This is a genomic window from Kribbella sp. NBC_00709 (assembly GCF_036226565.1).
Lineage (GTDB): Bacteria > Actinomycetota > Actinomycetes > Propionibacteriales > Kribbellaceae > Kribbella.
The window spans coordinates 5,184,115-5,209,406 of record NZ_CP108996.1; the positions used below are offsets into that span (position 1 = coordinate 5,184,115).

The following is a 25,292-nucleotide window of genomic DNA, read 5'->3' on the forward strand; positions in this document are numbered from 1 at the left end:
GGACCTACTTCGCCGACAGTTGGTGAATCAGCCGTCGCCCGTGCCGGCCCGGACGGGTGCCGGTCGGGATCTCGAGATACCGGGACGCGGTGCGGGCGCCGTCTGGTCATCGTGGACCGCGGCTTCGGGCGGGCTGGGACAGATGCGAGCTGTATGGACCGGACCCCCGCCCAGGCGACGGAACTTCCACCGGCGCTCGTCGTAGTCGTAGTAGGTGTCTACGCTGCCGACAGACATAACCAACCTCCACTTGCCGTGTTCATTTGGGCGAGCTGCCATGTGGGTTCCCTCGGTCAGAGGTCCGCCTCGTCCTGCACCTTCTGCTGCAGCTCGTCCTTGTTCAGGCCGGACGTGCCCGTGATGTCGGCGTTGCTCGCCTGCTGGGCGAGCTGGTCGCGGGTGATATCGCCAGGTTGTTCGCCGAGGTGTTGCTTGCGGCTGGCAACGAAGGCCTCGCCGAGCTGGGTACGGCGTTCGTCCGACAGGTTGGACCGCATACCGGGCAGGACCTTGGTCTCTTCCTCTTCGACGTGGTGGGACACCGCGTCGATCAGGTTCTGCAGGGCCTTGTCGAACTCGGCCGACGACGGATCGGTCTGGGCGAGCTTCGCGAGCAGCTGGTCGGCCTCGATATGTTCCTGCTGGCTGTGCGAGACCTCTTCCTTCTCGCCGGCTTCGGCTGCGGCGACCGGATAGACCTCTGCTTCCTCGGCGCGGCTGTGGGCGGTCAGCAAGGTGGTCAGCACCGGCAACAGGTTGGGCCGCTTCTCCGGATTCTCCTGGAGCTCGTCGAACAGCCGCTCGACCTCGCGGTGGTCCTGCATGATCAGATCAACAACATCGCCGGGCATCTCAAACGTCCTCTCGCACTGTGTGGTGCCCTGCCAGTACCCGTCTCGCATGCATCGCCGCGACAGAGCATCGCCTGGTTCAAGGGCCGATTCGCCTGCAGAACGGGAGATTGTCGTGTTTGGCTACGCCGAGCAGCGAGTCCAGGGGCGTCATCTCGGCGTATGTGGGTGGCGTGGTGGGTACCGAACCGGCATGGATTCCATCCGCGAAGGGCCCTGTGGCTGATCCAGCCGCGCCGACCGTGATCGGCAGGGCCTGACTGACCGCGCCCGTCGGGCAGTGCGCCCGCTGGTCGATGGCATGGCGGACCCGAACACGAAGGATGCGCGCCGCGTGTCCCTGCCGTGGCGCGGGCGCAGGAAAGGTCCCGCCTCTACAACGCCTCGACGTTGGTGACTTTGATGGTCGGCGTACTCATCTGTTACGCCGCCCCGTACGTCGTGAACCTGGCGTGGGCGTACTTCGTTCTGGACCCCGATGTGGTGCGCGGCTCTGTCCACCGTGCCGGCCTGTTTGTGCTGGTGTGGTTTGTCGCGCCTGCCGCAACTGTCGGCGGTGGCCTCGGCTCGAGCTTGGAGTCGGACGAGGCGATCCACGCAGCCGCCTATTCCAAGCGCGAACAGGAGACCAGGCTGGAGCGGGCGGGGCGGTGGTCGACGGGACGATTTCGGGTCCATAGGCCTGCGGATCAGGGCCGTTCGGTAGGTAGCCCTGGCGGCGGCAGGCACGAAGACTCGAAGCAATATCACTCGATACTCCGTCGCCGCACGTCGCGGCTTGAAAGGAACCGATCATGCGCCGCAAGACCTTCGATGCGCTGCTCACCTCCGCCGGGTTCGTCCTGGTGATCGTCCTGGTCGCGGCCGGTGGTTTGTTGCTGTGGGCCCACAACTTCGTCGACAACCAGGTCCACACTCAGCTCGCCGCACAGCAGATCTTCTTCCCGAAGGCCGGCAGCGACTCACTCGACGACCCGGCCGTCAAGCCGTACCTGTCGCAGTACGCCGGCCAGCAGTTGGTGACCGGCGCCCAGGCGGAGGCGTATGCCAACCACTTCATCGCCGTTCACATCAGCGAGATGGCCGGCGGCAAGACGTACTCGCAGCTGTCCTCGGAGTCGCTGGCGAACCCGAACGACACGAAGCTGGCCGGCCAGGTGCAGACGGTTTTCCGTGGTGAGACGCTGCGCGGCCTGCTGCTCAACGCCTACGCCTTCGGGAAGATGGGTCAGATCGCCCTGATCGCCGCCGTCTCCGCGTTCGCGGCCGCCGGGATCCTGCTGATCCTTTCGCTACTCGGCTACGCCCACCTGCGCCGGGTCCCCGCCGACGCCGAGGTCATGCCGAAACTGACCGGCGCGGTTCCCCACACCGCCTGAGTCAGGTAGACGGAACCGCCGGCCCCTTCGCAGGGTCGGCGGTTCCGTCGTGGACGGCTCGATAACAGCCGGTCAGCATGCAGCGGCGGGCTCGACTGTGACCGGGCAGGAAGGACGGTGCACAACCGGGCGGCTGGTCGAGCCGAGCAACAAACCACGGAAGGCATCACGTCCTCCGGACCCAACGACCAGCGGCTCGGCGGACGGCATCCATGCGGTGGCGCGGGCCTTCTCGAGATCAGTCATGGCCTGCTCCATTCTCACACTTCCATCGCACGTCAGGTCGCGCTCGCTCGGCAGGGCAGAAGTTCCCGCCCGGGAGGGACCGTAAGGCCCTGGCCGGTCGCCGGCGGAGCTCCGAGGATGGCATCGAGAGCGGGAACCCTTTGGATGGAAGGACGGGACGATGACCACGAGGATCACGAGCAGGCGCTGGCGCGTCGACATCTTCGTCGACGAGCACGAGGACGAGCGGACCACGCACGCGGAGGCCCGTCTGCACACCAACGACAAGACCCATCTGATCGGTCGTGGCGCCGCTCACCGGAGCCCGGCCGACACCGCGATAGCCGAGATCGGTGACGAGCTGGCCGTCGCCCGCGCCCTGTCGGATCTGGCGCACAAGCTGCTGCACGCAGCTGCCTCCGACATCGAAGCGATCACTCACGACCACGTCCGCCTGCACAGCTGACTCGTCCCCGGCCGGGCAGTCGTGCAGGCAGGTTCACCCGCCACACTTCATCGGGTTCATACCGGTTCCTTCGCGGTATGGTGCGATCGGATTCCGTCGCCGGTCAGGAGCAGCTCGCGCAGTCGGCCGACGAAGCGGGCGCCCGGAGCCCCGTCGACGACGTCGTGGTCGAGGCTCACGGTCAGCTGCAGGAACTCGCGTTCGACCAGCACGCCTTGGAAGAAGATGGGTCGCCGCGCGAGACCGCCGACGACGACGCTCAGAGTGTGCAGCTGGAACCCGATGCCCCAGCCTGCGCCGGCACCGAACATGCCGACTGCCGTCACCCCGATGGTTCCGGCCAGAGCCCGCTGCCGGCGGGGCAGCCGATGCACAGCACCAAGCAGCCCGACGCGGACAAACCCGGGCAGCAGTAGATAGGCATGAACCCACGGCGCCTTCCGGACCGACGGGCTCAGGTGTGGGTCGGTCTTGACCGTGTGGATCTCGTCGTGGAGATCCTGGACGGTACGTCGACCCGCGTCCCGAAGTACGTGGGTGAAGGCGAACGGGGCGCCGTCGACCTCGACTTCGACCGGGAGACCCACGTCGACCTGATCGAAGATGACACTCCGGCCGCGGAGATCGCGGTACGCCTGGACGCTCGGGTCGGCGGCGACCGCTGTGGCGACGCAATGGATCACGAAGGCGGTGAACAGCTGCATGGCGTCGTCGCGGCGGAGGGCACCTCGGGCGGAGGTGACGTCGACCTCGAACAAGCCGTGGATGGCATGGCGGCGGCGGGCCGCGCGGCCGGCGTCGATCACCAGCTGCCGGGCCCACGGCACGGGTCGTACCTGCGCGTCCTGCACGAAGCCACCTCCTGAATGTCCCTCGAGCATCCACCGCCGACAGGCCGTCCGCATCGGCCGATCGGTCCCCGTACGCGGGACTTTGGACCCTTGGCGGAGCAGGTGCGCGGCGTGGTCCATCCCTGAACCATCGCCTGTCCCGGATCCCAGCAGTCACGCCATGGACGGGTCTTTCGGCCCTACGAAACTCCCCGCCGGGCCGTCGGGGAGGTGCTGATCCGCGATTGACGCAGGGCCGGGTGGTCCGGGAGGTCGGGACCTTGGGCCCTGACCGCGGCAGCCCGCCCGGGGCGACTCTGAAGAGGCAGGGAAAGACCGGCTCGCCGGAAGCGGACAAGAAGAGGTGGCCACGGGCCACGAGACTCACCGTCGTCACGACGATCCCGCTCCGGAGAGCCGGTCCCCTGCGACCAAGCGGAGGGCTTCCTGAGGGCGCCGGCGTCGCGTACACGACAGTCAAGGCGGTCGGCCCGAACCGGATCGCATTGCTCGCGAGCGCGGGCGCGGGCGCGTTCTTCCTGCTCGGCCTTCCGCGACGCGTCGCTGTCCTCGACGACATCCTGAAGGCCTACCAGGAGCTGGGTGGCGACGGTACCGAGGTTGTCGTGCGTTGCAGTCCGGTGACGTCGACCGACGCTGCCCAAGATGACGTCTTCCTTCGTCCGGGTACGCGCCCGCTGGGGTCTCGGTGCCCCCTCGGCCGCAGATGCGGACCTGTACTCCGTCCATCCCGGGTCCCGTGGAGTGCCCGAGCGGAGCCATCACCATGATCTGCGAGCGCTCTTGATCGCGACCTCGGCGCCGAGCAGACCGTAGTGACCGTCGTACCGCGCGTAAAGGGCGGTGAGCAGGCCGGTTGCCTTGTCGGTGAAGATCTCGACCGGTCCACCGGTGAGATCGAGCCGGGATCTTGCGATCGCGACGCTCCGGCGCTCGGCTGAGGCCAGCACGATCGGCGGGGACGTGATCTCGAGCCCGATCGGATTCGGTCGTGCCTGGATGATCCGGTAACGGCCGGCTCCGCTGCGGATGACGATGCTGTCCTGGCGGCTGTATTTCTCCCGGAACAGGTGGAACCGGTAATCCATGGCTTCGAGCGCCACGATGGCCTCGGCTGCCGTCATCGCCATCGGCCTGCAGACCTTACGCCGTGCGACTCGACGTACGGCCGGCGGTAGCAGCTCCGGCGGCGACGGTGGGGGCAGCGTGATGACACGTTCGCGCAGACATTCGGCGAGTGCCTCCGGGTACGTGTGCAGCTGACCGATCGTGCGCGTCGCGAGCAGGCCGACCAGCTCGGACATGGTCGCGGCGGCCACCTGGGCCCGGACGCGTCGGTCGCCCGCCAGCTGTACGTCGGCCTGCGCGACCAGCGGTCTGATCAGCCCGGCCTCGGTCAACCGTGTCAGCCGTACCCGGCTGTGCGGCGCCAAGGATCCGAGGATCGGCCTGAGGCGATTGCGAATCAATGCGGCCGCATCGGTTGGCAGGATCCCCGCCGTACCGACCGGAATCGTTGCCGTCGGCCTCAACGGCACCGCGAAACGACCTTCTGTACTCATGTTCCCCCCTGAACAGCTCGGTCCTTCCAGACTGCAGGTCCGATGCGCCCGCGAACAGGGCCGTTGGTCCCTGCCCTCCTCGTGCTCCGAAGGTGACGATCGGTAGTCGGGAGCGGCCAGCCGGCTCCACGAAGAAGGGCTCGTGAAAGGAAACCCAGTGATGAAGAAGTACATCCTCGTAGGCGTCGATGACACGCCCGAGAGCCAGATCGCCTTGCGCTGGGCCGTCGACGCGGCCCAGGCGCGGGGGTCAACGGTGCGAGTAGTGCGGGCCTATCTGACTGAAGCCGGCCGGTGGCCGGCGCTCGGCGTCGAAGGGTATGTTCCGCCGCCGATGCCGCTGGACAAGTTCCAGCACGAGCTCGACGACGCGGTGCAGTTCGCGCGGGACCGGCTCGGGTACGCGGGCGGCTCCGGCTGGCTGGCGAACTCCGATCCGGCGAACGCGATCCTGACCGAGGCCGGCGAGGCCGAGATGGTCGTCGTCGGGACCCGGTCGCGGAACAAGATGTCGGCCGCGGTGCTGGGCTCGGTGGCGAGCGCCATGGCGGCCAAGGCGCCGTGCCCGGTTGTTGTCGTGCGCGGTGAGCACCGCGCGGGGTCGGTTGTGGTCGGCACCGATGGTTCGCCGGATTCCGAGGACGCGGTCGCGTTCGCCTTCGAGGAGGCGGCGCGGACCGAACAGCCCCTCGAGGTCCTGCACTGCTGGCATCCCCAGATCGAGCATGCCGCATCGATCGACAGCACCGAGGACACGCCGTTCAAGGCCGTCGCCGCCGTACTGGCGGAGAACCACATCAGCGCCGTGCCGTGATCTTCGGACCACGCCGGACGGTCTGCCGGCGGGTACGTCGAGATCGAGACTGTCGAGGGCGGTTCGGTGACCGAAGCGCTTCGTCAGGTTGCGGGTTCTGATGACGTGGTCCATGTCAGAACTCCGGATGGTGTACGACGGCGACCGGGCTGTGCGAGTGGTAGAGCAGACCGCGGGCGACGGATCCCATTCGCAGTTCGGAGAACGCCGTACAACCGAGGCCTCCGACCACGACGAGGTCGGCGTCGCGCGACTCGCGGGCCAGGGCGAGAACGGCGTGGTCGGTGACGCTGCGGCGGTGGACCGCGATGTCGGGGTACTTCGCTGTCCAGCCTTCGAGGGTTCGCGTGAGCAGTTCGTCGGCGGTGTCGCGCCACGGCTCCTGGTCCGGGTCGTCCCAGACGTTCGGGTCTGGGTAGCTCTTCGGGATCTCGACGGCGTGGAGGCCGAGGATCTCGGCGCCGGTGGTCGCGGCCTGTTCGAACGCGAATTGGAGCGCGTCCTGACCTTCGACGGATCCGTCGATGCCGACCACGATCCGCCCGCGGGGTGGGGCTGCTGGGTCCCAGGTATCGGGCACGACAACCAGGGGGACTGTGGTGCTGAGCGCCGTACAGACCTGGGAGGTCGAGCCGAGGACCAGTTCGGCGAAGCCGCCCATGCCGCGGCGGCCGACGACCAGGGCCTTGGAACCTTCGGACTGCTCGAGCAGGACCTGGGCAGGATGGCCGTGCTGGACTTCGAGTGACGCGGCCCGGAAGCCGATCAGCTCGAGTTCGTCGAGGGCGTCTTCGAGCACCTCGCTGCCGTCGTCGCGTGCGTTCGTCGGCGCGCCGACGGCCACGTGGCGGTCGTCGTCGACGACGTGCACCGCGTGCAGCGGCGCGTCGTGCAGCATCGCGTACGACGCTGCCCAGGTCAGCGCGATCAGCCCGTCGCGGGATCCGTCGATCCCTACCAGCACAGGCAGTTGTGTGGACATGAGGAACCTCCTGGACTCGTACTCCTGGCAGCTCCAGTCAAGCCGTGAGCGGGTGCCGGAGGCAGGGCCGAAGGTCCTGCCCAACAGTGCGGTTCGGCCGCTGTCGCGGGTCGCCGAACGGGACAGAGTCAGCTACCGGACAACGTCAGCAACGAAGAGGCGGTGCTGCTGGCCGACGTCGTACGAGGTCGCGATGCCGATCTTGTTATCGGTCCGTCCGGCGTTCGCGGGGCCGCCTCGAATGACCTCGGCCATGGGGCACCTCCGTGGGACAGGCATGGCTTCCGATTCCACCCTCGACGCGGCTCCGCGCCGCGGACACCGGCATACGTCCCGGGACCGAGGGGCCGTTCGGCTCCCACGAGTGAGGTGCGAAGGGCTCTGACCGTCGGCGACACGAGATCGCAGGATCGAGGTGTCGGAATCGAGTGAAAGGACGACATCATGACCACTAGGCAGCGGCAAGACCTGCCGGCTCCTGCAATGCAGCCCGATGGCGATCGGCATCCGATCATCACCACGGCGGCCGGGCGTGCGCTCGGCGTCCTGCGGATCGCGTACGGCCTGAGTTTCTTGTGGGCGTTCGTGGACAAGGTGTTCGGCCTCGGCTACGCGACCCCGTCCGGTAAGGGCTGGATCGATGGTGGCGACCCGACGGCCGGGTTCCTGGGCAAGGGTACGAGCGGTCCGATGGCCGACTTCTACCAGTCGCTGGTCGGTGATTGGTGGGTCACGCCGCTGTTCATGATCGGCCTGGCCGGTATCGGTCTGGCGCTGACGCTCGGTATCGGGATGCGCATCGCCGCGGTGTGCGGTGCGTTGCTGTATCTGCTGATGTGGTCGGCGAACCTGCCGCCGGAGACCAACCCGGTGCTGGACGACCACATCCTCGGCGCCACCACCGTCGTCACCCTCGCGCTGGTTGCTGCTGGCAACGTATGGGGTCTCGGCAAGTGGTGGAGCAGCCTGGACTTCGTCGGCAAGTACCCGTGGCTGCGGTGAGCGACATGACCGTCAAACCGGTCATCCACGTCGGAGTCGACGGCTCCTGGCGCGACACCGGTGCCCTGGAGTGGGCCCTGCAGGAGTCGTTGCTCCGGCGGGAGCCCCTCCAGGCGGTGCATGTGATCGACGATCGGCTCCGGCGGGCCTCAGGGCTCGAACCGGACCTGGTCGACGACACGGCGATGGAGCTCATCACCGATGTCCAGAAGAACCTGGACGCGAGTCCGGGCGCGCTGGACCACGAGGCGGGCCTGATGATCGGGCCGCCGGCCCGGATCCTGACCGAGGCGGCGGCGAACAGCCGGATGCTGGTTGTCGGACGCCGGGGGCTGGGTACGTTCAAACGGCTGCTGATCGGTTCCACCTCGGAGGCGGTCGCAGCGCACGCGAACGTCCCGGTTGTGGTTGTGCCGGAGCACTGGAAGCCGTCCGACCGTTCTGGGCCGGTGCTGGTCGCCCTCGATGACGGGGATGACAACGCCGCCGTGATGGAGTTCGCTGTGGCTGCGGCGACCGAACGGAAGCTGCCGATCCGGATCGTGCATGTCTGGGATCTGCCGGCCGTTTTCAGCTGGGACGCGATGAACACCGCCGGCGTCAGCGGCGAGTGGGCCGAGCATGCCCAGCGGTACTTCGAGAACGTCGCCGCCGAGTGGCACCAGAAGTACCCGGATGTGACGATCCAGGTCGATGTCCGGCGCGGCCACGCGGTCGACGGCGTCGTCACCGCGGCCGAACAGTCCGACGCCCAACTGCTGGTCGTCGGCACCCACCACCACACGCAGTTGGCGTCTGTCTTCCTTGGCTCTGTGACCCGAGGAGTAGTGCACCACGCGGTGTGCCCGCTGGCCGTCGTGCCTACGCAATCTTGAGGTGAGGAAGATGAGTGCCTGGAATCGGACCGGCCCCGTTGTAGTCGAGGTCGACGGGAGCGCGGAGAACCTTCGCGTGGTGGATTACGCGTCGGCGGAGGCGTTGCGGATGGGTGCGGAGCTGGTGCTGGTTGCGCCGTACTCGGCGCACGGTTCGTACTCTCCGATGATGCCGGGCTACGCGCCGAAGCCGCCGGCCGAGGCGGCGGATGCTGCGGTGCGGGTGGCGGTGGCGCATGTGCGGCACCGTGATGGATACGCGACCGAACTGGTCGCGGTCACCGAGGAGGGATCTCGGCTGCGGGTTCTGGCGGCGGCGGCGCGGAAGGCGCGGATGCTGGTGGTCGGGCGTTCGTGCAGCCGCGGTCCGCAGCGGTTGGTGCACTCCCAGGCGAATCTGACGTTGGCCGGGCGGGCGGGCTGTCCGGTGGTTGTCGTACCGCTGTCGTGGAGGCCGTCGCTGGTCGACCGGAAGGTTGCTGTCGGCATCGATGGTACGGCGTTGTCGGCCGAGGCGCTGGAGTTCGCCTTCGGGGTCGCTGCGGGACGGGAGGGGGAGCTGGTCGTTGTCCACGCCGGGCTGCCGGCCGGGCGTCGGTTTGTGGAGGAGGACCCGGACGGTTCGTGGATCAGCCGGGCGGATTACGTCTTGTCGGAGACGCTGGCTCCGTGGACGAGTCGTTTCCCGGACGTGAGGGTGACGCGGTTCCTGAGTAGCCGGCCGCCGGCGGCGGCGTTGGTGCATGAGAGCGGCGATGTCGGGCTGGTCGTTGTCGGCGCGCACGGTGGCCGGTTGCCGATCGACCCGGTCGCGCGGCGTTCGGCGGCGGCGATGACCTGCCCGGTCGCGATCGTGCCGCACCACCTGACCGTTGCCGAGGGCATGCGGCTGGAACCTGCCCGCACCGTCGTCGGAACGCACTGATCGGAGGAGCAATCATGTCTGAGACTGCACTTGTCGTGTACGAGTCGATGTTCGGCAACACCGAGCGGATCGCGCGGGCGATCCGTGACGGGTTGCGACAGCACCTCCCGGCCGAGACGGTGCCGGTGAACCGGGCCCCGAACGTGGTGCCCGGTGACGTCCGGTTGCTGATCGTCGGGGGACCGACGCACGCGTTCTCGATGAGCCGGCTGTCGACCCGGCAGGAAGCGTGGAAGCAAGGCGATCTCGTGACGCCGATCGAGGTCGGCATCCGCGAGTGGCTGGCCGCGCTCGAGCCGCCGACCGGACGTCGATCGGACCTGCTGCGGGTAGCGACCTTCGACACCCGGATCGCCAAGGTACGACTGTTGCCGGGCTCGGCCGCCCGCTCGGCCGCGAAGCTACTGCGCCGGATGGGCCTACGGCTGCTCGGCCCCTCGGAGAGCTTCTTCGTGAACGAGACCACCGGCCCGATCAGCGACGCCGAGATCGAACGCGCGCACCACTGGGGCGAAGAACTCGGCCAACTGCTGACCGGCTCCACGAAGGTCGCCTGGAAGGAGTGAACCGATGATGCACTCAGCCACAGGCGCCATGGTCTGGGCCGTCACCGTCGTCGCCCTCTGGGGCGGCGCGGCCTGGGCAGCGGTTCACCTACTCCGCCGCCCACAGCACCGCCCACAGCGCCGCCCACAGCGCCGCCCACAGCGCCGTCCACCGCCCACCCTGCCCTCGCCCCTCGACATCCTCGAACGCCGCTACGCCGCCGGCGACCTGACCCGCGAACACTTCGACGAAGCCCGAGCCCGCCTCCGCGAACACGAACTGGACATCTGACCCCCCGACTTTGAGAAGCCACCAACCATTTCGCCGGCGCGAACATGGTTGGTGGCTTCTCAAAGTGCGGGGGTCTGGGCTACCAGGAGCGAATGCGGCGGCCGGTGATGCGGTGGGGCTGTAGGAGGCGCTGCCGGGACGGTCCCGCCGTAGGGGCGGGCGGCAATGGTCCCGGCAAAGGTCCCGACGAGGGCGGGACTGTGGTCCCTGGCGGGTAGCGTGGGGATGGCGGGATGCTGGAGCGGCGCCGGTCCGGGGTTTGGCGTGGAGCCGAAGGAGACGGTCATGACGATCAAGGTGTTCCTGCTCGATGACCATGAGGTGGTGCGGCTCGGGCTGCATCAGTTGCTCGATGCGGAGCCGGACATCGAGGTCGTCGGTGACGCCTCGACCGCGGCGGAGGCGATCGCGCGGATCCCCGCCGTACGTCCCGATGTCGCGGTCTTGGACGTCCGGCTGCCCGACGGTGACGGGATCACCGTGTGCCGGGAGGTCCGCTCGCTGATGGACGAGCCGCCGGCTTGCTTGATGCTGACGTCGTTCTCGGATGACGAGGCGTTGTTCACCGCGATCATGGCCGGCGCGGCGGGGTACCTGCTGAAGCAGATCCACGGCCAGGCGCTGGTCGATGCCGTACGGCGTCTTGCTGCCGGCGAATCGCTGCTGGATCCGAGCATGACCGTGAAGGTGCTGGAACGCCTGCGGCACCCCACCGAGACCGAGGACCCGCGCTACGCGTCGTTGACCGAGCAGGAACGTCGCATCCTCGCCGAGATCGCCGAGGGCAAGACCAACCGCCAGATCGCGCAATCCCTGTTCCTGGCCGAGAAGACCGTGAAGAACTACGTCTCGTCCCTGCTCCGCAAACTCAACCTCGAGCGCCGCACCGAAGCCGCCGTCTTCGCCATCGAACACACCAAGAAGCCGCCGCGGACCTAGATGTGATGTCCGGGAGAGCTGCCCCGTCGCCTAGCCGTGCCCAGGACGGGGCTGCGGTTGGGCTGGTCGGGAGTTCAGCCGAGGTAGTAGTCGGCCGGGCGGGTGGGGCGGTGCCAGGAAGCCTTTGGCGGGGGCTCGAGCGAGGCAGTGCCGAACGACCCGGCTACGGAGGACCTTCGATCGCCGCCCGGGGGATGATCGCGACCGGGCAGGGCGACTGATTCAGCATGGTCTGGCTCACCGACCCGAGGAGTAGGCCGGCGAACCCACCGTGTCCCCGCGATCCGACGACCAGCAGTTGTGCGTCGGCCGACCATTCCAGCAGCATCTCGGACGGATGACCGGTGACCTCGATCAGCTCGGCCTTGCGCGCGTACGGGCGGACCGCGGCGAGCAGGTCGTGGTCGTCGTCCTCGTCGTCCAGGACCGTGACGATCCGGGCCGGTAACTGATGCCTGCGGGCGTACTCGAGACCGAAGTCGACCGCGGCGCCGGCGGCCGGCGAACCGTCGTACCCGATCACCACGAGGCTGCCTGGGAGCGCGTCCTCCGTCGGTCGTACGACGACCACGGGGCAGTGCGCATGTGCGGTCAGCTCGACACCCGCCGAGCTGACCACCAGACCGAGAAGGCGCCCGGTGACGCGGCTGCCGATCACGATCAGGTCGGCCGTCCTCGACTCCGCGAGCAGCACCACCGACGGGAAGCCGTCGACCCTGGTTCCCGTGACCGGCACCCCGGGCGAGAACTTCTGTGCCAGCTCGACGGCCGCGGCGACGATCTGGTCGGCCTGGGCGCGGAGCCCCGGTGCCACGTCGCTCGGGCCGAGCGGCACGCGGAACTCGGCCCAGACGAACGCGTGCACCAGGTGCAGAGGTACTCCGCGCGCGGCGGCCTCGGACGCACCCCAACGGATCGCGTTCTCGCAGTCGGGGCGACCATCGATGCCTACGGCAACTGTCATGCCGGCCTCCTTCGCCAATGCCAGTTACGGATCTCGGGCAGGTCCTCGCCGTGCTCGAGGATGTAAGCGTGATGACGGGCCCGCTGGTCGATGAGCCACTGGCGTCCGTCGGCGGCGCGCAAAGTTGGTCGCGCGCCAGTACGCGTCGAGGTCAGCGACCTCCTCGTCGGACAACGGCTTACCGGTGAGTTCATGCATGGTTCTCAGCGTCGCGGTCGGCGTCGGTGGGGTCCTAGAGGCGAAGGTCCCGCGGCCCGGGACCAACGGCACTGGCCCGGGGGAGCCCTGGCGCGGTGGGCTAGTGGTGGGGTGTCGGAGGGGGCTGGGATGACGGCGATCGAACGGCCGGGTACACCGCCCGGAACAGGCTGGGACGTGCTGGCGGCGGATGGGTCGGTGGTTCGGATCCGGCCGATACGGCTGGACGACGAACCGGCGCTGGCCGCCATGAACGGGCGGGTGTCGGACGAGTCGATCTACCTGCGGTTCTTCGGGATCAATCGGAGCATGGCCGACGACTACACCCATCATCTGGTGGCCGAGCTGGGCGGACATGTCGCTCTGGTTGCCGAGTACGGCGACCAGGTGGTCGGTGTCGCGAGCTACGAGGTGTTGCGCACGGGTGAGGCGGAGATGGCCTTCCTGCTGCAGGACTCGGTCCATGGCCGCGGCATCGGGACCCTGCTGCTGGAGCAGCTAGCGGCGACGGCTCGGGAGAACGGTATCCAACGGCTGCGTGCCGACACGCTGGGTGAGAACGCCAAGATGCTGCGCGTCCTGGTCGGCTCCGGTTTCGAGCCGGTCCGCAAGCTGGACAGCGGCGTGGTCGAGTTGGTGCTCGACACGGCGTACCACCCTGCGACCCTGGAGCGGATGGCCGATCGGGAGCGGGCGGCCGAGAATCGCTCGCTGCATCGCCTGTTCTCCCCGCAGACCGTGGCCGTGATCGGTGCCGGCCGCAAACCTGGTGGCATCGGGCACGAGCTCCTGCTCAACATCGTGAAGGGCGGCTTCACCGGATCCGTGTACGCCGTGAACCCGAAGGCCGCACGGATCGGCGACGTGCCGGCGTACCCGTCGATCTCGGCGGTGCCACGCGCTGTCGATCTCGCGGTGATCGCGGTTCCCGCGGAGCAGGTGCTCGGCGTGCTGACGGAGTGTGGTGAGAGCGGTGTCGGTGGAGCGATCGTGCTGACGGCCGGATTCTCCGAGCTCGGGGAAGCCGGCCGGGAGCTGCAGCGGGAGATGCTGGCGGTGGCTCGCCGGCACAGCATCCGGCTGATCGGCCCGAACTGCCTCGGCCTGGTGAACACAGCCCCGGACGTGAGCCTGAACGCGACGTTCGCCGAGGTGTCACCGACGCCGGGAGCGCTGGCACTCGCTGCGCAGTCCGGCGCCGTGGGCATCGCGGTGCTGGAGCACGCCGGGCGGACCGGGCTGGGAATCTCCGAGTTCGTTTCCCTCGGCAACAAGGTCGATGTCAGCGGCAACGATGTGCTCCTGCATTGGTGGGGTGACCCACGAACTGCGGTGATCGGGCTGTATCTGGAGTCGTTCGGGAACCCGCGCAAGTTCGGCGGGCTGGCCCGGATGATCGGCCGGACGAAGCCGATCCTGGTCGTGAAGGGCGGCCGCTCGGTCGGCGGACGCCGGGCCGGCGTCTCGCACACCGCGGCCGCTGCAACCCCGGAGACCGCTGTCGACGCGCTGTTCGCGCAGTCCGGCGTACTCCGGATGGACACGGTCGAGGAACTGGTCGAGACGGCCCGGGTCCTTGCCGTGCCGCCGCTGCCGCAGGGCCGTCGGGTGGCAGTGGTCGGGAACGCCGGGGGAGCGGGGATCCTGGCCGCGGACGCCGCCGGCCGGCTCGGCCTGGACCTGCCCGAACTGAGTGCGGCGGTCCAGAAGAAGCTTGCAGCGCTCGGTGCGGTTGGTCCAGCGAACCCCGTCGATCTCGGTGCTGCCGCGTCGGCGGCGAGCCTCGAGGAGGCTCTGAAAGTGATCGTGGCGAGCGGCGAGGTCGACAGCCTGGTGGTGAACTACGCCGTGACGCGCGCCGGGAATGTCGCCGACATCTATGCCGCCATCGCCACCGCCGGCGACCAGGCAGGTCTCCCGATCGTGGTGAACTGTGTCGGCTCGGCGAACGCCGGACCCGAGGTCGCGCTCGCAGACGGCCGTCGGATTCCGGTCTTCCCCTTCCCCGAGAGCGCGGTGCGCGCGTTGGCGCATGCCGTCCAGTACGCCGAGTGGCGGGCTCGGCCGCAAGGCGTCGTACCGGAGCTGCCGCGGGTCGACGCGGCGGGGGCACGGGTCGTCGTAGAACGATTCCTGCGACGCACGCCCAGCGGCGGGTGGCTGGATCCAGAGCAGGCGAGTCAGCTCCTGCGCTGTGCAGGCGTGCCAATGATGCCGGTCCTGACCGCAGTGACGCGCTCGAAGGCGATCGCGGCGGCGGAGACCGTCGCCTACCCGGTCGCGTTGAAGACGTCCGCACCCGGCGTGGTGCACAAGACCGACATCGGCGGTGTCCGGGTCGGCCTGGCGAACGCAGTGCAGCTAGGAATGGCGTACGACGAGATCACCGCCGCAGCCGGCGGCCCGCAGGTGCTGGTCCAGGCGATGGCCCCGGCCGGTACCGAGCTCGTCATCGGTGTCGTCCGGGATCGGCTTTTCGGGCCGCTACTGATGGCCGGCAGCGGTGGAGTGCTGACCGACGTCCTGGCCGATCGGCAGTGGCGTGGGTTGCCGCTGACCGATCTGGACGCGCTCGAGATGCTTCACTCGTTGCGGTGCGCTCCGGTGCTGGCCGGATACCGCGGCGCGCAGGCTGCCGATCAGGACGCTGTCCTGGATGTCCTGCAGCGAATCGCCTGGCTGGCGAATGCGGTCCCCGAGCTCGCAGAGCTGGACATCAACCCGCTGGTTGCGGCCCCGGGCGGCGCGTTCGCGGTCGACGTACGGATGCGAATTACGCCGGCGGCTCCCGAGCCGGACTGGTACGCCCGCCACCTACGCGGCGACCAGCCCTGACTCAGATCCGGACCCGCTCGAGGTGTCTCTGATCAGGCGGGCCGGCTCGGCGTGGTCGTCATGAAACGTCTTCGAGGGTTCGTTCGAACCGGACTGCTACCCGGCTGAGGGCGCGCAGTGCGGCCATCGTTTCAGCCACCTCCAGGTAGGAGTTGGGCGGATGGACTGTTCGGTAGAGGTGGTCGCGGAGGTCTTGGAGGTGGTCGAGGAGGTGCTCGATCTCGTCGACGAGAATCCGTTCGTGTGGTTCCTGAGCGGTGAGCATCGGAATGATGCGTCCGTGGAAGGCGGCGAGTGTGCGGAGAGCCTCCGCAAGACGTTGTTCTTCGAGGCACCAGTGGTCGGACTGGCTGGTCTCGGCGAGGTTCTGCAGATCGGCTTCCCAGCGCTCGATCTCCTGTTGCAGTGTGGTGGTCATGGTTGCTCCTTGGAGGGGAAGTCGGCGACCGGCCGGCGCGCGGTGCCGCTGTGAGTCCGGCTGCGGCCGAATCGGATGATCATGTGGGCGTGGGTGCTCCTCCCACTGGTTCTCCTACTTCAGGTTCGCCGGGGGGAGGGGGTGGCGCTGCGGGCAAGGGTCCTGACCTGGGAGGCCGTTCGGCTGTCAGTTGCCGGCGAGTGGTGCGTGGAGCTCGACGATCGTGCCGTGTGGCTGGTTGTCGGTGACGTGCACGGTGCCGCCGAGGGCCTGTGCGCGTTCGGTGAGGTTGCGTAGTCCGCTGCTGCGGTGCTGGTCGCCGATGCCGACGCCGTTGTCGGTGGTCCGTGCGACGACTTGTTGACTGTCGGCGTTGACCTCGACTGTGACTTCGGAGGCCTGTGCGTGGCGGACGATGTTGGACAGCGATTCGCGGACGGTGGCGAGGATCTGTGGTCGTACGGCGGCTGGTACGACGGTGTCGATCGGGCCGGTGCAGATCAGCTGGGGCCGGAAGCCGAGCGGTTCGGTGTACTCGGCGACCAGGGCTTGGACGTCGCCGCGCAGCGAAGTCGAGTCTGGGGGCTGTTGGAGTTCGAAGATCGCCGCTCGGAGGTCGTGGATGGTGCTGTCGATGTCGTCGACGGCGCGGCTGAGTCGTTGCTGGTGCTCGGCGGGGACGAGTCGTTGCATTCCTTGGAGCTGGAGTCCGGTCGCGAACAGGCGTTGGATGACGAGGTCGTGCAGGTCGCGGGCGATCCGGTCGCGGTCTTCGAGGACGACGAGCAGGTCGCGGTCGCGTTGCGCCTGGGCGCGTTCGACCGCGAGGGTGGCCTGGCCGGCGAACATCCGGATCAGGTCGGCGCCTTCGGCGACGCGGGTGCTGGCGCCTTGTTCCATGGCGACGGCGAGGAATCCGCCGGTCGCGGTGGTTCCGGGCGGTAGTGGGGCGATCGTCGCCCGGGCGAGCTTCGCGCTCTCGGGGAACTCGGAGAATCCGCCGGCGTCTTTGACGAGCTGCGCGAGGTCCTCGATGACGATCTGGTCGCCGCTGCCCGAGCCGACCAGGTGCAGCAGCGGCAGGTCGGTCTGGAGTCGGCGGCCGGCGTATTTGGTGAATTCCGGTGGCCCGTCGACGGCCCGGACGACCAGTTCGTTGCCCTCGGCGAGCAGCAGGGCGGCGATCTGTGCGCCGGCGACTTCTCGGGAGCGTTGCACGATGAGTTGGAGTGCTTCGTCGGCGTCGAACTCGCCGAGCATCAGCTGGGTGATCTCGGCGGTGACCTCGTGCCAGCGGCGGCGTTGCTCGGTGTCGGCGTACAGGCGGGCGTTGTCGATCACGACACCGGCCGCGGTGGCCAGGGCGGTGACTGTGCGTTCGTCGTCCTGGGTGAAGTCGGCCTCGCCGGTCTTCTCGGTCAGGTACAGGTTGCCGTAGGCGTGCGCGCGGGTCCGGATCGGGACGCCGAGGAAGCTCTTCATCGGCGGGTGGTTGGCCGGGAAACCGTAGGACCTGGGGTGCTCGGCGAGGTCGTGCAGCCGGATCGGTTCGGGGTGTTCGATCAGCAGCCCGAGGATGCCGTGGCCTTCGGGGTAGGGGCCGATGGCGGCGATCTCCTCGTCAGTCACGCCGCGGGTGATGAAACGGACCAGTCGTTTGCCGTCGGGGCCGACGACGCCCAGCGCGCCGTAGCGTGCCCCGGCGAGTTCGCAGGCCGCGGTCACGATGCGGTCCAGGGTGCTGTTCAGGTCGAGGTCCGCGCCGATGCCGACGACCGCGTCGAGCAGCGCGCGCAGCCGCTCCTGGTACTCCATGATCTCGTCGACGCGGCCGAGCAGCTCCTGCAGGAGGGCGTCCAGACGCACGCGGGACAACCCGGCGTACTCCAGCGCCCCCTCGTCCCAACTTCCCCGCCCCGACGAGCCTTCGGCCACTCGACCACAGTACGCATAGTCACCGGTGAAGTGAACTAACGGGAACGGGGCCGCTGGCCCCACGGAACCAGCCGGCGACCATGCACGGACTCGATGCCCATCCGGACCAGCTGTGGGTCGTCCATCGGTAGCCACGAATGCATCGGCAGCGTGTGGCGCAGTTCGGTGCTCTCCTCGACCGTGGCGACCGACAGGTGACCGATGGCCGTGACCGTCCAGCCCAAGTGCCGCTCGAGATCCACCGCATCGGCCTCGAACGCGACCACGTCACCACGCTCGGCCGCCCGGAACTTGTCACCCTGACCCGTGCTCAACACGATCGTGTCGTCATCCAGGACGAAGTTGACCAGCCGGATCGCCGGCAACCCGGCGTAGGTATAGACCAGCCGCCCGAGCGGAACCGAACCGAGCAAGCCCAGACACTCCACCGGCCCAAGGATCTGCAACCGCGAATGATCGAACTCTTGACTTGTGCTCATCGCACATCCTTCAGGACACCGTGGTCCGGGGTGGCCACCTCCTCGACGATCGCCGCGCGACGGGTCTGACACCAGGGTCGAAAGTCCCGAACCGCAGGGTCACAGGGGTGCGTGAAGCTCGACCACTGTGCCGTGCGGTTGGTTCGGCTCGACCTGTGCCGAGCCGCCGAGCGTGGCGGCTTGGTCGCGAAGCTTCCGTAGTGCGCTGCCGCGATCGGTGGAAGAGATCCCGGTGCCGTTGTCAGCCACGCGAAGGGTCACGCCGTCGCCTGTGACCGCGAGATCGACCACGACCTCGGTGGCATTGGCGTGGCGCACCACATTCGACAACGACTCCCGCAGTACGGCGAGGATCTGAGGTCTGGTGGCGGCCGGTACGGCGGTGTCGACCGGGCCGGTGGTGGTGAGTCGGGGCCGGAATCCCAGTGGCTGGATGTACTCGTCGACCACTGTCTTCAGGTCGCCACGCAGCGAACTCTGACCAGGCTGGCGGTGCAGTTCGAATATCGCGCTCCGCAGGTCGTGGATGGTGGAGTCGATGTCTTCGACAGCACGGCTGATGCGTTCCTGCGCGTCCGGCCGGACCAGGCGGTGCATGCTCTGCAGTTGCAGACCGGTGGCGAACAGGCGCTGGATGACGAGGTCGTGCAGGTCCCGCGCGATCCGGTCGCGGTCCTGCAGCACCGCGAGCGTGGACTGTTTGCTCTGAGCCTGCTTCCGGTCCAGAGCCAGGGTGGCCTGGTTGGCGAACATCCGGAGCAGGTCCGTACCCGGAGTGACCGCCAGCACCGCGCCTTGCGCAGCCGAGACAATCAGGAGTCCTCCGGTGAGATGGTCGCCTGGCGGGATCGGCGCGAGAATCGTCCGGCCGATCTGTTCCAGCTCTGGCAGTTCCGGCAGCAGGCCGGACTCCTTCGCCAACTGGGCCACGTCCTCGATCACCACTTGTTCGGCGCCCTGCAGTACGTCGGTCAGCACCGGCAGGTTCGCCGGGAAGCGGCGGCCGAGGTAGCGGTGGACCGGCGCTGGAGCGTCAACAGCCCGAACGACCAGGTCCGCTCCGTCGACGAGCAGGATCAACCCCACCAGCGAGCTGGACACCTCACGAGCGCGGCGCGCGATCAGAGCCAGCACTTCCTGCGGGTCGAAATCGCCGAGCATCAGCTGGGTGATCTCGGCCGTCACCTCATGCCATCGGCGCCGGCGTTCGGTGTCGGCGTACAGACGTGCGTTGGCGATCACCACGCCGGCCGCCGCGGCCAGGGCCATCATGGTTCGTTCGTCGTCTTCGGTGAAATCGGCGCCGCCGGCCTTCTCGGTCAGGTACAGGTTGCCGAAGACTTGTTGCCGGCTCCGGATCGGAACGCCGAGGAAGCTCCGCATCGGTGGATGGTTGGCCGGGAAACCGAACGATTGCGGATGCCCGGACAGGTCGTGCAGCCGCAGCGGCTCGGGATGCTCGATCAGCAACCCGAGGATCCCGTGTCCCTCCGGATAAGGCCCGATCTGTTCGATCTGATCCGCGCCGATACCGCGCGTGATGAACCGCGCAAGTCCTTTGCCGTCACGTCTGATCACGCCGAGAGCGCCGTACCGGGCGCCGGTCAGGTCACAGGCGGCCGAGACGATCCGGTCGAGTGTGCTGTTGAGATCCAGATCGGCGCCGATGCCGACGACCGCGTCGAGCAGGGCGCGCAGCCGCTCCTGCGAGTCCATGATGTCGTCGACACGCCCGAGCAGCTCCTGCAGCAGAGCGTCGAGCCGAACGCGGGAGAGCCCTGCGTTGTCCAGCGCACCCTCGTCCCAGGTGTGCCCTCCGCCCACCGGAGCTCCCATGGACTCAGAGTACGGAGCCTGCGCTGATCAGCAAGCCGCGCAGGCGGCTCGATCTCCGCCGAATGTGCCGAACGGCCCTGTGCTGAAGGCAGGGCGACCCTGCCCGGTCGGCCGTTGAGGTACGAGGCTCGATGCAGGTAAGAGGAGGCAGGATGAACACCAGGGGAACGACGGGACCCGTCGTCGCCGAGGTCGACGGCAGCACCGACGGCCTGCGGGTCGTCGACTACGCGAGCCAGACGGCTCTCCGGGCCGGCTCGGCCCTCGTCGTCGTCGCGCCGTACCACGCCGGTGCGGATCGTCGAGCCGATCGGTACGTACGGGATGATCTCGGCCAGGCGGCGCCCGAGCGCGTCGGGTGCTCGGCATACACGCGAACGCGGACACCCCGGCCGATGCCGAGCGCGCGCGCCGGTTCGGTGCCGGAGGCATCGGTCTGTGCCGGACCGAGCACATGTTCCTGGGGGAGCGGCGCAAGCTGGTCGAGCGGCTCGTGCTCGCGGACGGAACTGTGGAGCAGGAGGCCGCGCTCGAGGATCTGCTGCAACTGCAGCGTGACGACTTCGCCGGGATCTTCCGTGCGATGGCCGGTCTGCCGGTGACCGTGCGGCTGATCGATCCGCCGCTGCACGAGTTCCTGCCCGACCTGACCGACCTGTCGGTGCGGGTGGCCGTGGGGCGGGCAACAGACGCACCGGATCTCGAGGCCGAGCGTCTCCTGACGGCGGACGAAACGAAGTGTGTGGGCGGTCAGACGGTGTCGTCGGTTGCTGGGATGATCGGGAGTAGTAGCGAGGACGCGTGTTGCCCGCCGGTGAAGAGGGTGGTGGTGCCGCCGAAGACGGTGTGGGGGCGGGCGCGTTCGTCGGTGTGGACGAAGATGCCGTTGCCGCGCATCTGGACGCCGTACGCTTCCGGCCACGGACCTTCGCCGGCGAACGTGAAGTCGCGGCCGCACAGTGTGACGCCGAGCCGGTATCCGGCTGGGATGATGACCGAGGTCGGCCAGATCTCCAGGTCGACGCCGACCGGTTCCCCTGGCGTGAGCGGCTGGGATTCGGTGTAGGTCTGCCAAGGTCGGTACGGCGTACTGAGCGCTGGATCGGTCGCGCGCACCGAAGCACGTAACCACCCGAACGCGACAGCGCCCTCGGGATCCATCGCACCAGGGAACGTGACGTCCCGGCCGTTCGGGTCCTGCACCCGAAGTACGAGGAACAGGTCGGCGTCTTTGGTGCTGGAGGCAACGGTCAGGTGCGCGGAGGCCGGTCCGGTGATCTCGGTCTCCACGCTCAACGGGTCCGTCCACAACGTGACCCCCTCGCCGAGCGCGGCGAAGTCGACGCTGGTCGCGGACTGCGGTGGTGTGGTGGTCAGTTCCTGCCGGTCGATGTCGAGATGGAATGTTGTCCAGGCGGTCCGCGCCAACGGCCACTCGTTCTCGGCGCGCTGCGCGAACGTGCCGTCCACCCTGCGCAGATTGAGGAACACTGGTGGTTGGTCGCGCCAGCCGGTGTCCTCGTCCTTGAGGAAGTGGCCGAAGAATCGTTTCTGCAGCCGCAGTCCATAGTCGGTGTAGAACTCGACCCAGTGCTGCTGCCCGTGGACCTCGAGCCACTTCTGGCCGGCCGGGGTCGTGTTGTACCCCTCGAACCCGCCGCGGGTATGCAGGTGGTGGCCCCAGTTCGTGGCGGACAGAGTGGGCACGGTGATCCGGCTGAGGTCGGCCGACCGGTCCCAGTAGTAGTCGTCCAGCATCGGACGGGCGAGCATCTCGGCGACCACGTCCGCCCGGCTCTTCTCGAGCACCTCCGGATCGAGCGTTTCCGGGCCGGCCACCGGCACCCCCGTGACCGGATTGCGTGCGCCGCGGTCGCCGACGCCGTGCTGCATCGCCTCTACCTGGGGCGGGAACCACTGGCCGAGGAAGTCGCTGGGAATACCGCCGTGATGGGTGAACTCCCGGTAGTAGTCGGTCGCCCCTTCCCACGGACAGATCGCCGCGAGGTGCGGTGGTTGAAGCGCGGCAACCTGCCATTGGTTGACGGCGTAGTACGAGATCCCGAGCAGGCCGACCTTGCTGTTGCTCCACTCCTGCACCCCGGCCCACTCGATGCAGGTGTAATAGTCGCGGGCCTCGCGCGGCGAGAAGATGTCGACGTACCCGGGCGATCGTCCGGATCCGCGGGCGTCGACACGGATGACGACGTACCCGTCGGGGACCCACTTTTCGGGATCGACGGTCTCCCAGTTCTGGTAGCGGTTGGACGAACCGGCGAGCGCGTCGGGATGCTCGGCCTCCAGGTTCGACCACGCGAACCGGAACGCCTCCTGGAACGACAGTCCCTTGGCGTACGGCCCGTGGGTCATGATCACCGGATAACTGCCGTCCGCGTCAGGCCGGAAGATGTCGGCCCGCAGGATCAGGCCGTCGTCCATCGTGATCGGCACATCCCAATCGATGCGCATCAAGTTCTCCTTACCTAGGTGTCTGGGTGCGATTTCCACTGAACAGCGGCCAGAGCGGCCCCAACAGGGGGACCGTGACAGCGGCGGCAGATACTCTCGATCCGCTCAGCAGATGGAGGTCCGGGCATGGAGTTGCGCCAGCTACGCCATTTCATTGCGCTTGCGGAGGAGCGCAGCGTGACCGCCGCGGCCCGTCGCGAGCTGATCGTGCAATCCGGACTGTCGAACTCCCTGCAGTCCCTGGAACGCGAGCTGGGCACCGAGCTGTACCTCCGCGGTACCCGGCCGGTGCGGCTCACCGCCACCGGAGAGGCCCTGGTGAGCCCGGCGCGCGAGGCGTTGCGCGCCGCGGAGACCGCCCGTCGTGCGGTGCAGGAGACCCGGGATGTGCTCGTGGGCCGGCTCCGCCTCGGCATCGCCCTCTCGGCCCAGTACCTCGTACCGTTCGCGGGCTACCTCGGCGCGTTCCTGCGCGAGCATCCCGGTGTCGACGTCCGGATGCGCGGTACGGCCGCGCTGGACATGCTCGACATGGTGGAGAACGGCGAACTCGACTGCGCCATCGGACCGGCTCTGGAGCAGCGCGGCCGGTTACGCCTGACCTCGCTGGCCAGCGAGCCGCTTGCGCTGACCTGCCGCAGCGATCACGAACTTGCCGGTCGTGACCACGTCACGGTCGCGGACCTCGCCGGCGAGCGCTTTGTCGACGTACCTCCGGGCTGGACCGCGCGACTGATGTGCGATGCCCTGTTCGCCGGAGCCGGACTTACCCGGCGGATCGTCGCGGAGGTCGGCGACTGGGAGGTCCTGCTGGAGATGATCGCCGCCGGCGCCGGCATCGGATTCACCCCGGTGGGACTTCAGTACAAGGTCCTGACCGATCCCGGCAGCCCGCTGCGTCACCTTCGGGTGGACGGCGCCCAGATGGATCGCCACCTCTACCTCATCCTGCCGCCACGCGCCGAGACCAGCCCGGCGGCCGCCGCGTTCGCAGCCGGCATGCTGGCCCAGCACAGCGCCGGCTGAGGCACTTCAGCCTCTGAATCTCCAGGAGAGATGGAAGGCATCTCATCCAGGCCCACGAAGTTCGGCATCGGCCTTCGCGAGCAGGAGGTTCTCAACGAGTGGAAGCACCATTCGCTCGCGAGAGGTTGGAAATGAGTACAGCTACACATTCGTCCCGGGCCGCGGTTGCCGGCGCCGGACGGCATCTGGCCGGTTTCTGGTTCGTGGCTGCCGCGTTCCTGACGTTGATGGCATTCGGCACCGTCCCGACTCCGCTGTGGCCGATCTACCAGACCCGGGATCACTTCGGCCCGACGACGGTGACGGTCGCCTTTGCCGTGCTGGTCGTCGGTACGGGCGCCAGTTTCCGGCTGCTCGGCCACCTGTCCGATCGGCTGGGCCGCCGCCGGGTGATCGTTCCCGGTTTACTCGTCGCGATCCTTGCCGATGCGGTGCTGGCCTTCTGGCCCGACCTGCCTGGCCTGATCGTCGGCCGGGTGTTGACCGGTGTCGCGATCGGCTTGATGGCGTCGACCGCGACTGTCTACCTCAGCGATCTGTACCAGGAAGCGCGGCCCGGGCGAGACGAATCACCCCTTCCCGCGCTGGTCGCGACCGCTGTAAATCTGGGTGGTCTGGCACTCGGCCCGCTGGCCGCGGGAATCCTCGCCCAATGGGCGCCCTCCCCGTTGCGTACGCCGTACATCATCTTCGGACTGTTGATGGCGGGCCTTCTCGTGCTGGTGCTGGCCAGCCCCGAGACCATCGACACCGCGGCGGCGGATCAGGACCGGCCGGTCCGCTTCGCTCTGCGTCCGGGCCAGCGCGCAGCTTTCGGGGCAGCAGCAGCTGTCGGGTTCTTCGCGTTCGCGGTGATGGGGCTGTTCTCCTCACTCGGGGCCATCATCGTGCGCGGCGAGCTGGGCATCACGTCGTACTTCGTTGCCGGCCTTGCGCCGTTCGCCGCCTTCGCCGCGTCAGCCGTCGCTCAACTCGCGCTCGGAAAGCTCGCCCACTCCACGGTGCTCTTGATCGGCGGGCGGCTGTTCCCGATCGGTCTGGCGCTGACCGCCGTGTCGCTCTACCAGCCGACGCTCTGGCTGGCGCTCACGTCCGCGGCACTGGCCGGCGGCGGCGCGGGCCTCCTCATCAAGAGCGGGGTGACACAGGCGGCGATCGCCGCCGTACCGGCTTCACGGGCCGGCGTCCTCGCCATGTTCTTCATCATCGCGTACGTCGGCATGGGCCTGCCGTCGATCGCGTTCAGTCTGGTCATTCAGCATGTCGCGCTCCGGCCGTCGATGATCGGTTTCGCCGGCGTGCTGTCGATCGGCGCCTTCATCGCCATCGTCATCGCTCGACGACCGGTCACAGTCGGCCGATAGCCCTGGTCGGCGGCTGCCGAATCAGTTCAAGTAAACGGAGTACGGAATGGCGTCGACCGG

Annotated in this window: 24 protein-coding genes and 1 pseudogene; 13 read left to right on the plus strand and 12 right to left on the minus strand. The window is 68.3% G+C overall.

Annotated elements, in window-relative coordinates; all coding sequences use genetic code 11:
* Positions 1–293: 293 nt before the first annotated feature.
* Positions 294–851, minus strand: a complete 558-nt coding sequence (locus tag OHA18_RS25550) for a hemerythrin domain-containing protein (protein ID WP_328997823.1) — start codon at positions 849–851, stop codon at positions 294–296.
* 794 nt (positions 852–1,645) lie between these two features.
* On the opposite strand from OHA18_RS25550, the gene OHA18_RS25555 reads away from it, so the two are divergent.
* Positions 1,646–2,230: a hypothetical protein gene (locus tag OHA18_RS25555; RefSeq protein ID WP_328997824.1), complete on the plus strand. Its 585-nt coding sequence runs from the start codon at positions 1,646–1,648 to the stop codon at positions 2,228–2,230.
* 72 nt (positions 2,231–2,302) lie between these two features.
* Here the strand turns inward: OHA18_RS25555 and OHA18_RS25560 are convergent, their stop codons facing one another.
* The gene (locus OHA18_RS25560; RefSeq protein ID WP_328997825.1) at positions 2,303–2,476 is read right to left on the minus strand and encodes a universal stress protein; all 174 of its coding nucleotides are present in this window, start codon (positions 2,474–2,476) and stop codon (positions 2,303–2,305) included.
* Between the two features lie 160 nt (positions 2,477–2,636).
* Here OHA18_RS25560 and OHA18_RS25565 point away from each other — a divergent pair, with 160 nt between their 5' ends.
* A complete protein-coding gene (locus tag OHA18_RS25565; protein WP_328997826.1) occupies positions 2,637–2,921 on the plus strand; it encodes a DUF1876 domain-containing protein in 285 nt (94 codons plus the stop codon).
* A gap of 56 nt (positions 2,922–2,977) precedes the next feature.
* On the opposite strand, the gene OHA18_RS25570 is transcribed toward OHA18_RS25565, so the two are convergent.
* A complete protein-coding gene (locus OHA18_RS25570; RefSeq protein ID WP_328997827.1) occupies positions 2,978–3,772 on the minus strand; it encodes a 2-oxo acid dehydrogenase subunit E2 in 795 nt (264 codons plus the stop codon).
* A 761-nt stretch (positions 3,773–4,533) separates the two neighbouring features.
* Positions 4,534–5,334 (minus strand): sigma 54 modulation/S30EA ribosomal C-terminal domain-containing protein, encoded by an 801-nt coding sequence (locus OHA18_RS25575; RefSeq protein ID WP_328997828.1) that lies wholly within the window; start codon positions 5,332–5,334, stop codon positions 4,534–4,536.
* A gap of 160 nt (positions 5,335–5,494) precedes the next feature.
* On the opposite strand from OHA18_RS25575, the gene OHA18_RS25580 reads away from it, so the two are divergent.
* The gene (locus OHA18_RS25580; protein ID WP_328997829.1) at positions 5,495–6,148 is read left to right on the plus strand and encodes a universal stress protein; all 654 of its coding nucleotides are present in this window, start codon (positions 5,495–5,497) and stop codon (positions 6,146–6,148) included.
* Positions 6,149–6,263: 115 nt separating this feature from the next.
* On the opposite strand, the gene OHA18_RS25585 is transcribed toward OHA18_RS25580, so the two are convergent.
* Together OHA18_RS25585 and OHA18_RS25590 are read right to left on the minus strand one after the other, a co-directional pair.
* Positions 6,264–7,130, minus strand: a complete 867-nt coding sequence (locus OHA18_RS25585) for a universal stress protein (RefSeq protein WP_328997830.1) — start codon at positions 7,128–7,130, stop codon at positions 6,264–6,266.
* A gap of 132 nt (positions 7,131–7,262) precedes the next feature.
* Positions 7,263–7,385, minus strand: coding sequence for a hypothetical protein (locus OHA18_RS25590; protein WP_328997831.1), 123 nt, complete (start codon positions 7,383–7,385; stop codon positions 7,263–7,265).
* Between the two features lie 189 nt (positions 7,386–7,574).
* Between OHA18_RS25590 and OHA18_RS25595 the strand changes: the two genes are divergently transcribed.
* The 6 genes from OHA18_RS25595 to OHA18_RS25620 all read left to right on the plus strand — a co-directional run bounded on the left by OHA18_RS25595 (position 7,575) and on the right by OHA18_RS25620 (position 11,708).
* Positions 7,575–8,132, plus strand: coding sequence for a hypothetical protein (locus OHA18_RS25595; RefSeq protein WP_328997832.1), 558 nt, complete (start codon positions 7,575–7,577; stop codon positions 8,130–8,132).
* Positions 8,133–8,137: 5 nt separating this feature from the next.
* Positions 8,138–9,007, plus strand: a complete 870-nt coding sequence (locus tag OHA18_RS25600; RefSeq protein ID WP_328997833.1) for a universal stress protein — start codon at positions 8,138–8,140, stop codon at positions 9,005–9,007.
* 10 nt (positions 9,008–9,017) lie between these two features.
* The gene (locus OHA18_RS25605; protein WP_328997834.1) at positions 9,018–9,932 is read left to right on the plus strand and encodes a universal stress protein; all 915 of its coding nucleotides are present in this window, start codon (positions 9,018–9,020) and stop codon (positions 9,930–9,932) included.
* A gap of 14 nt (positions 9,933–9,946) precedes the next feature.
* Positions 9,947–10,498, plus strand: a complete 552-nt coding sequence (locus OHA18_RS25610) for a flavodoxin family protein (protein WP_328997835.1) — start codon at positions 9,947–9,949, stop codon at positions 10,496–10,498.
* A 4-nt stretch (positions 10,499–10,502) separates the two neighbouring features.
* Positions 10,503–10,769 (plus strand): hypothetical protein, encoded by a 267-nt coding sequence (locus OHA18_RS25615; RefSeq protein WP_328997836.1) that lies wholly within the window; start codon positions 10,503–10,505, stop codon positions 10,767–10,769.
* A gap of 285 nt (positions 10,770–11,054) precedes the next feature.
* Complete coding sequence (locus tag OHA18_RS25620) at positions 11,055–11,708, plus strand: response regulator transcription factor (protein WP_328997837.1); 654 nt, start codon at positions 11,055–11,057, stop codon at positions 11,706–11,708.
* A gap of 163 nt (positions 11,709–11,871) precedes the next feature.
* Here OHA18_RS25620 and OHA18_RS25625 read toward each other — a convergent pair whose 3' ends face one another.
* Entirely contained in the window at positions 11,872–12,672 is an 801-nt protein-coding gene (locus tag OHA18_RS25625; RefSeq protein ID WP_328997838.1) for a universal stress protein, read from the minus strand.
* A 327-nt stretch (positions 12,673–12,999) separates the two neighbouring features.
* On the opposite strand from OHA18_RS25625, the gene OHA18_RS25630 reads away from it, so the two are divergent.
* Complete coding sequence (locus tag OHA18_RS25630; protein ID WP_328997839.1) at positions 13,000–15,705, plus strand: bifunctional acetate--CoA ligase family protein/GNAT family N-acetyltransferase; 2,706 nt, start codon at positions 13,000–13,002, stop codon at positions 15,703–15,705.
* Positions 15,706–15,763: 58 nt separating this feature from the next.
* Here the strand turns inward: OHA18_RS25630 and OHA18_RS25635 are convergent, their stop codons facing one another.
* From OHA18_RS25635 to OHA18_RS25650, 4 genes are all read right to left on the minus strand, one after another.
* Positions 15,764–16,123, minus strand: coding sequence for a hypothetical protein (locus tag OHA18_RS25635; protein WP_328997840.1), 360 nt, complete (start codon positions 16,121–16,123; stop codon positions 15,764–15,766).
* Positions 16,124–16,309: 186 nt separating this feature from the next.
* Positions 16,310–18,058, minus strand: a complete 1,749-nt coding sequence (locus OHA18_RS25640; RefSeq protein WP_328997841.1) for a GAF domain-containing sensor histidine kinase — start codon at positions 18,056–18,058, stop codon at positions 16,310–16,312.
* Positions 18,059–18,093: 35 nt separating this feature from the next.
* Positions 18,094–18,537 carry a pyridoxamine 5'-phosphate oxidase family protein gene (locus OHA18_RS25645; RefSeq protein ID WP_328997842.1) on the minus strand — a complete coding sequence of 148 codons (444 nt, stop codon included), beginning with the start codon at positions 18,535–18,537 and terminating at the stop codon, positions 18,094–18,096.
* A gap of 99 nt (positions 18,538–18,636) precedes the next feature.
* The gene (locus OHA18_RS25650; protein ID WP_328997843.1) at positions 18,637–20,373 is read right to left on the minus strand and encodes a sensor histidine kinase; all 1,737 of its coding nucleotides are present in this window, start codon (positions 20,371–20,373) and stop codon (positions 18,637–18,639) included.
* A gap of 358 nt (positions 20,374–20,731) precedes the next feature.
* Between OHA18_RS25650 and OHA18_RS25655 the strand changes: the two are divergent.
* A pseudogene (locus OHA18_RS25655) lies at positions 20,732–20,962 on the plus strand (putative PEP-binding protein); the annotation flags it as partial.
* A 161-nt stretch (positions 20,963–21,123) separates the two neighbouring features.
* Here the strand turns inward: OHA18_RS25655 and OHA18_RS25660 are convergent.
* Entirely contained in the window at positions 21,124–22,842 is a 1,719-nt protein-coding gene (locus OHA18_RS25660; protein WP_328997844.1) for a CocE/NonD family hydrolase, read from the minus strand.
* Positions 22,843–22,968: 126 nt separating this feature from the next.
* Here OHA18_RS25660 and OHA18_RS25665 point away from each other — a divergent pair, with 126 nt between their 5' ends.
* Together OHA18_RS25665 and OHA18_RS25670 are read left to right on the plus strand one after the other, a co-directional pair.
* The gene (locus tag OHA18_RS25665) at positions 22,969–23,868 is read left to right on the plus strand and encodes a LysR family transcriptional regulator (protein WP_328997845.1); all 900 of its coding nucleotides are present in this window, start codon (positions 22,969–22,971) and stop codon (positions 23,866–23,868) included.
* 131 nt (positions 23,869–23,999) lie between these two features.
* Positions 24,000–25,232, plus strand: coding sequence for an MFS transporter (locus tag OHA18_RS25670; protein WP_328997846.1), 1,233 nt, complete (start codon positions 24,000–24,002; stop codon positions 25,230–25,232).
* Positions 25,233–25,292: the final 60 nt, after the last annotated feature.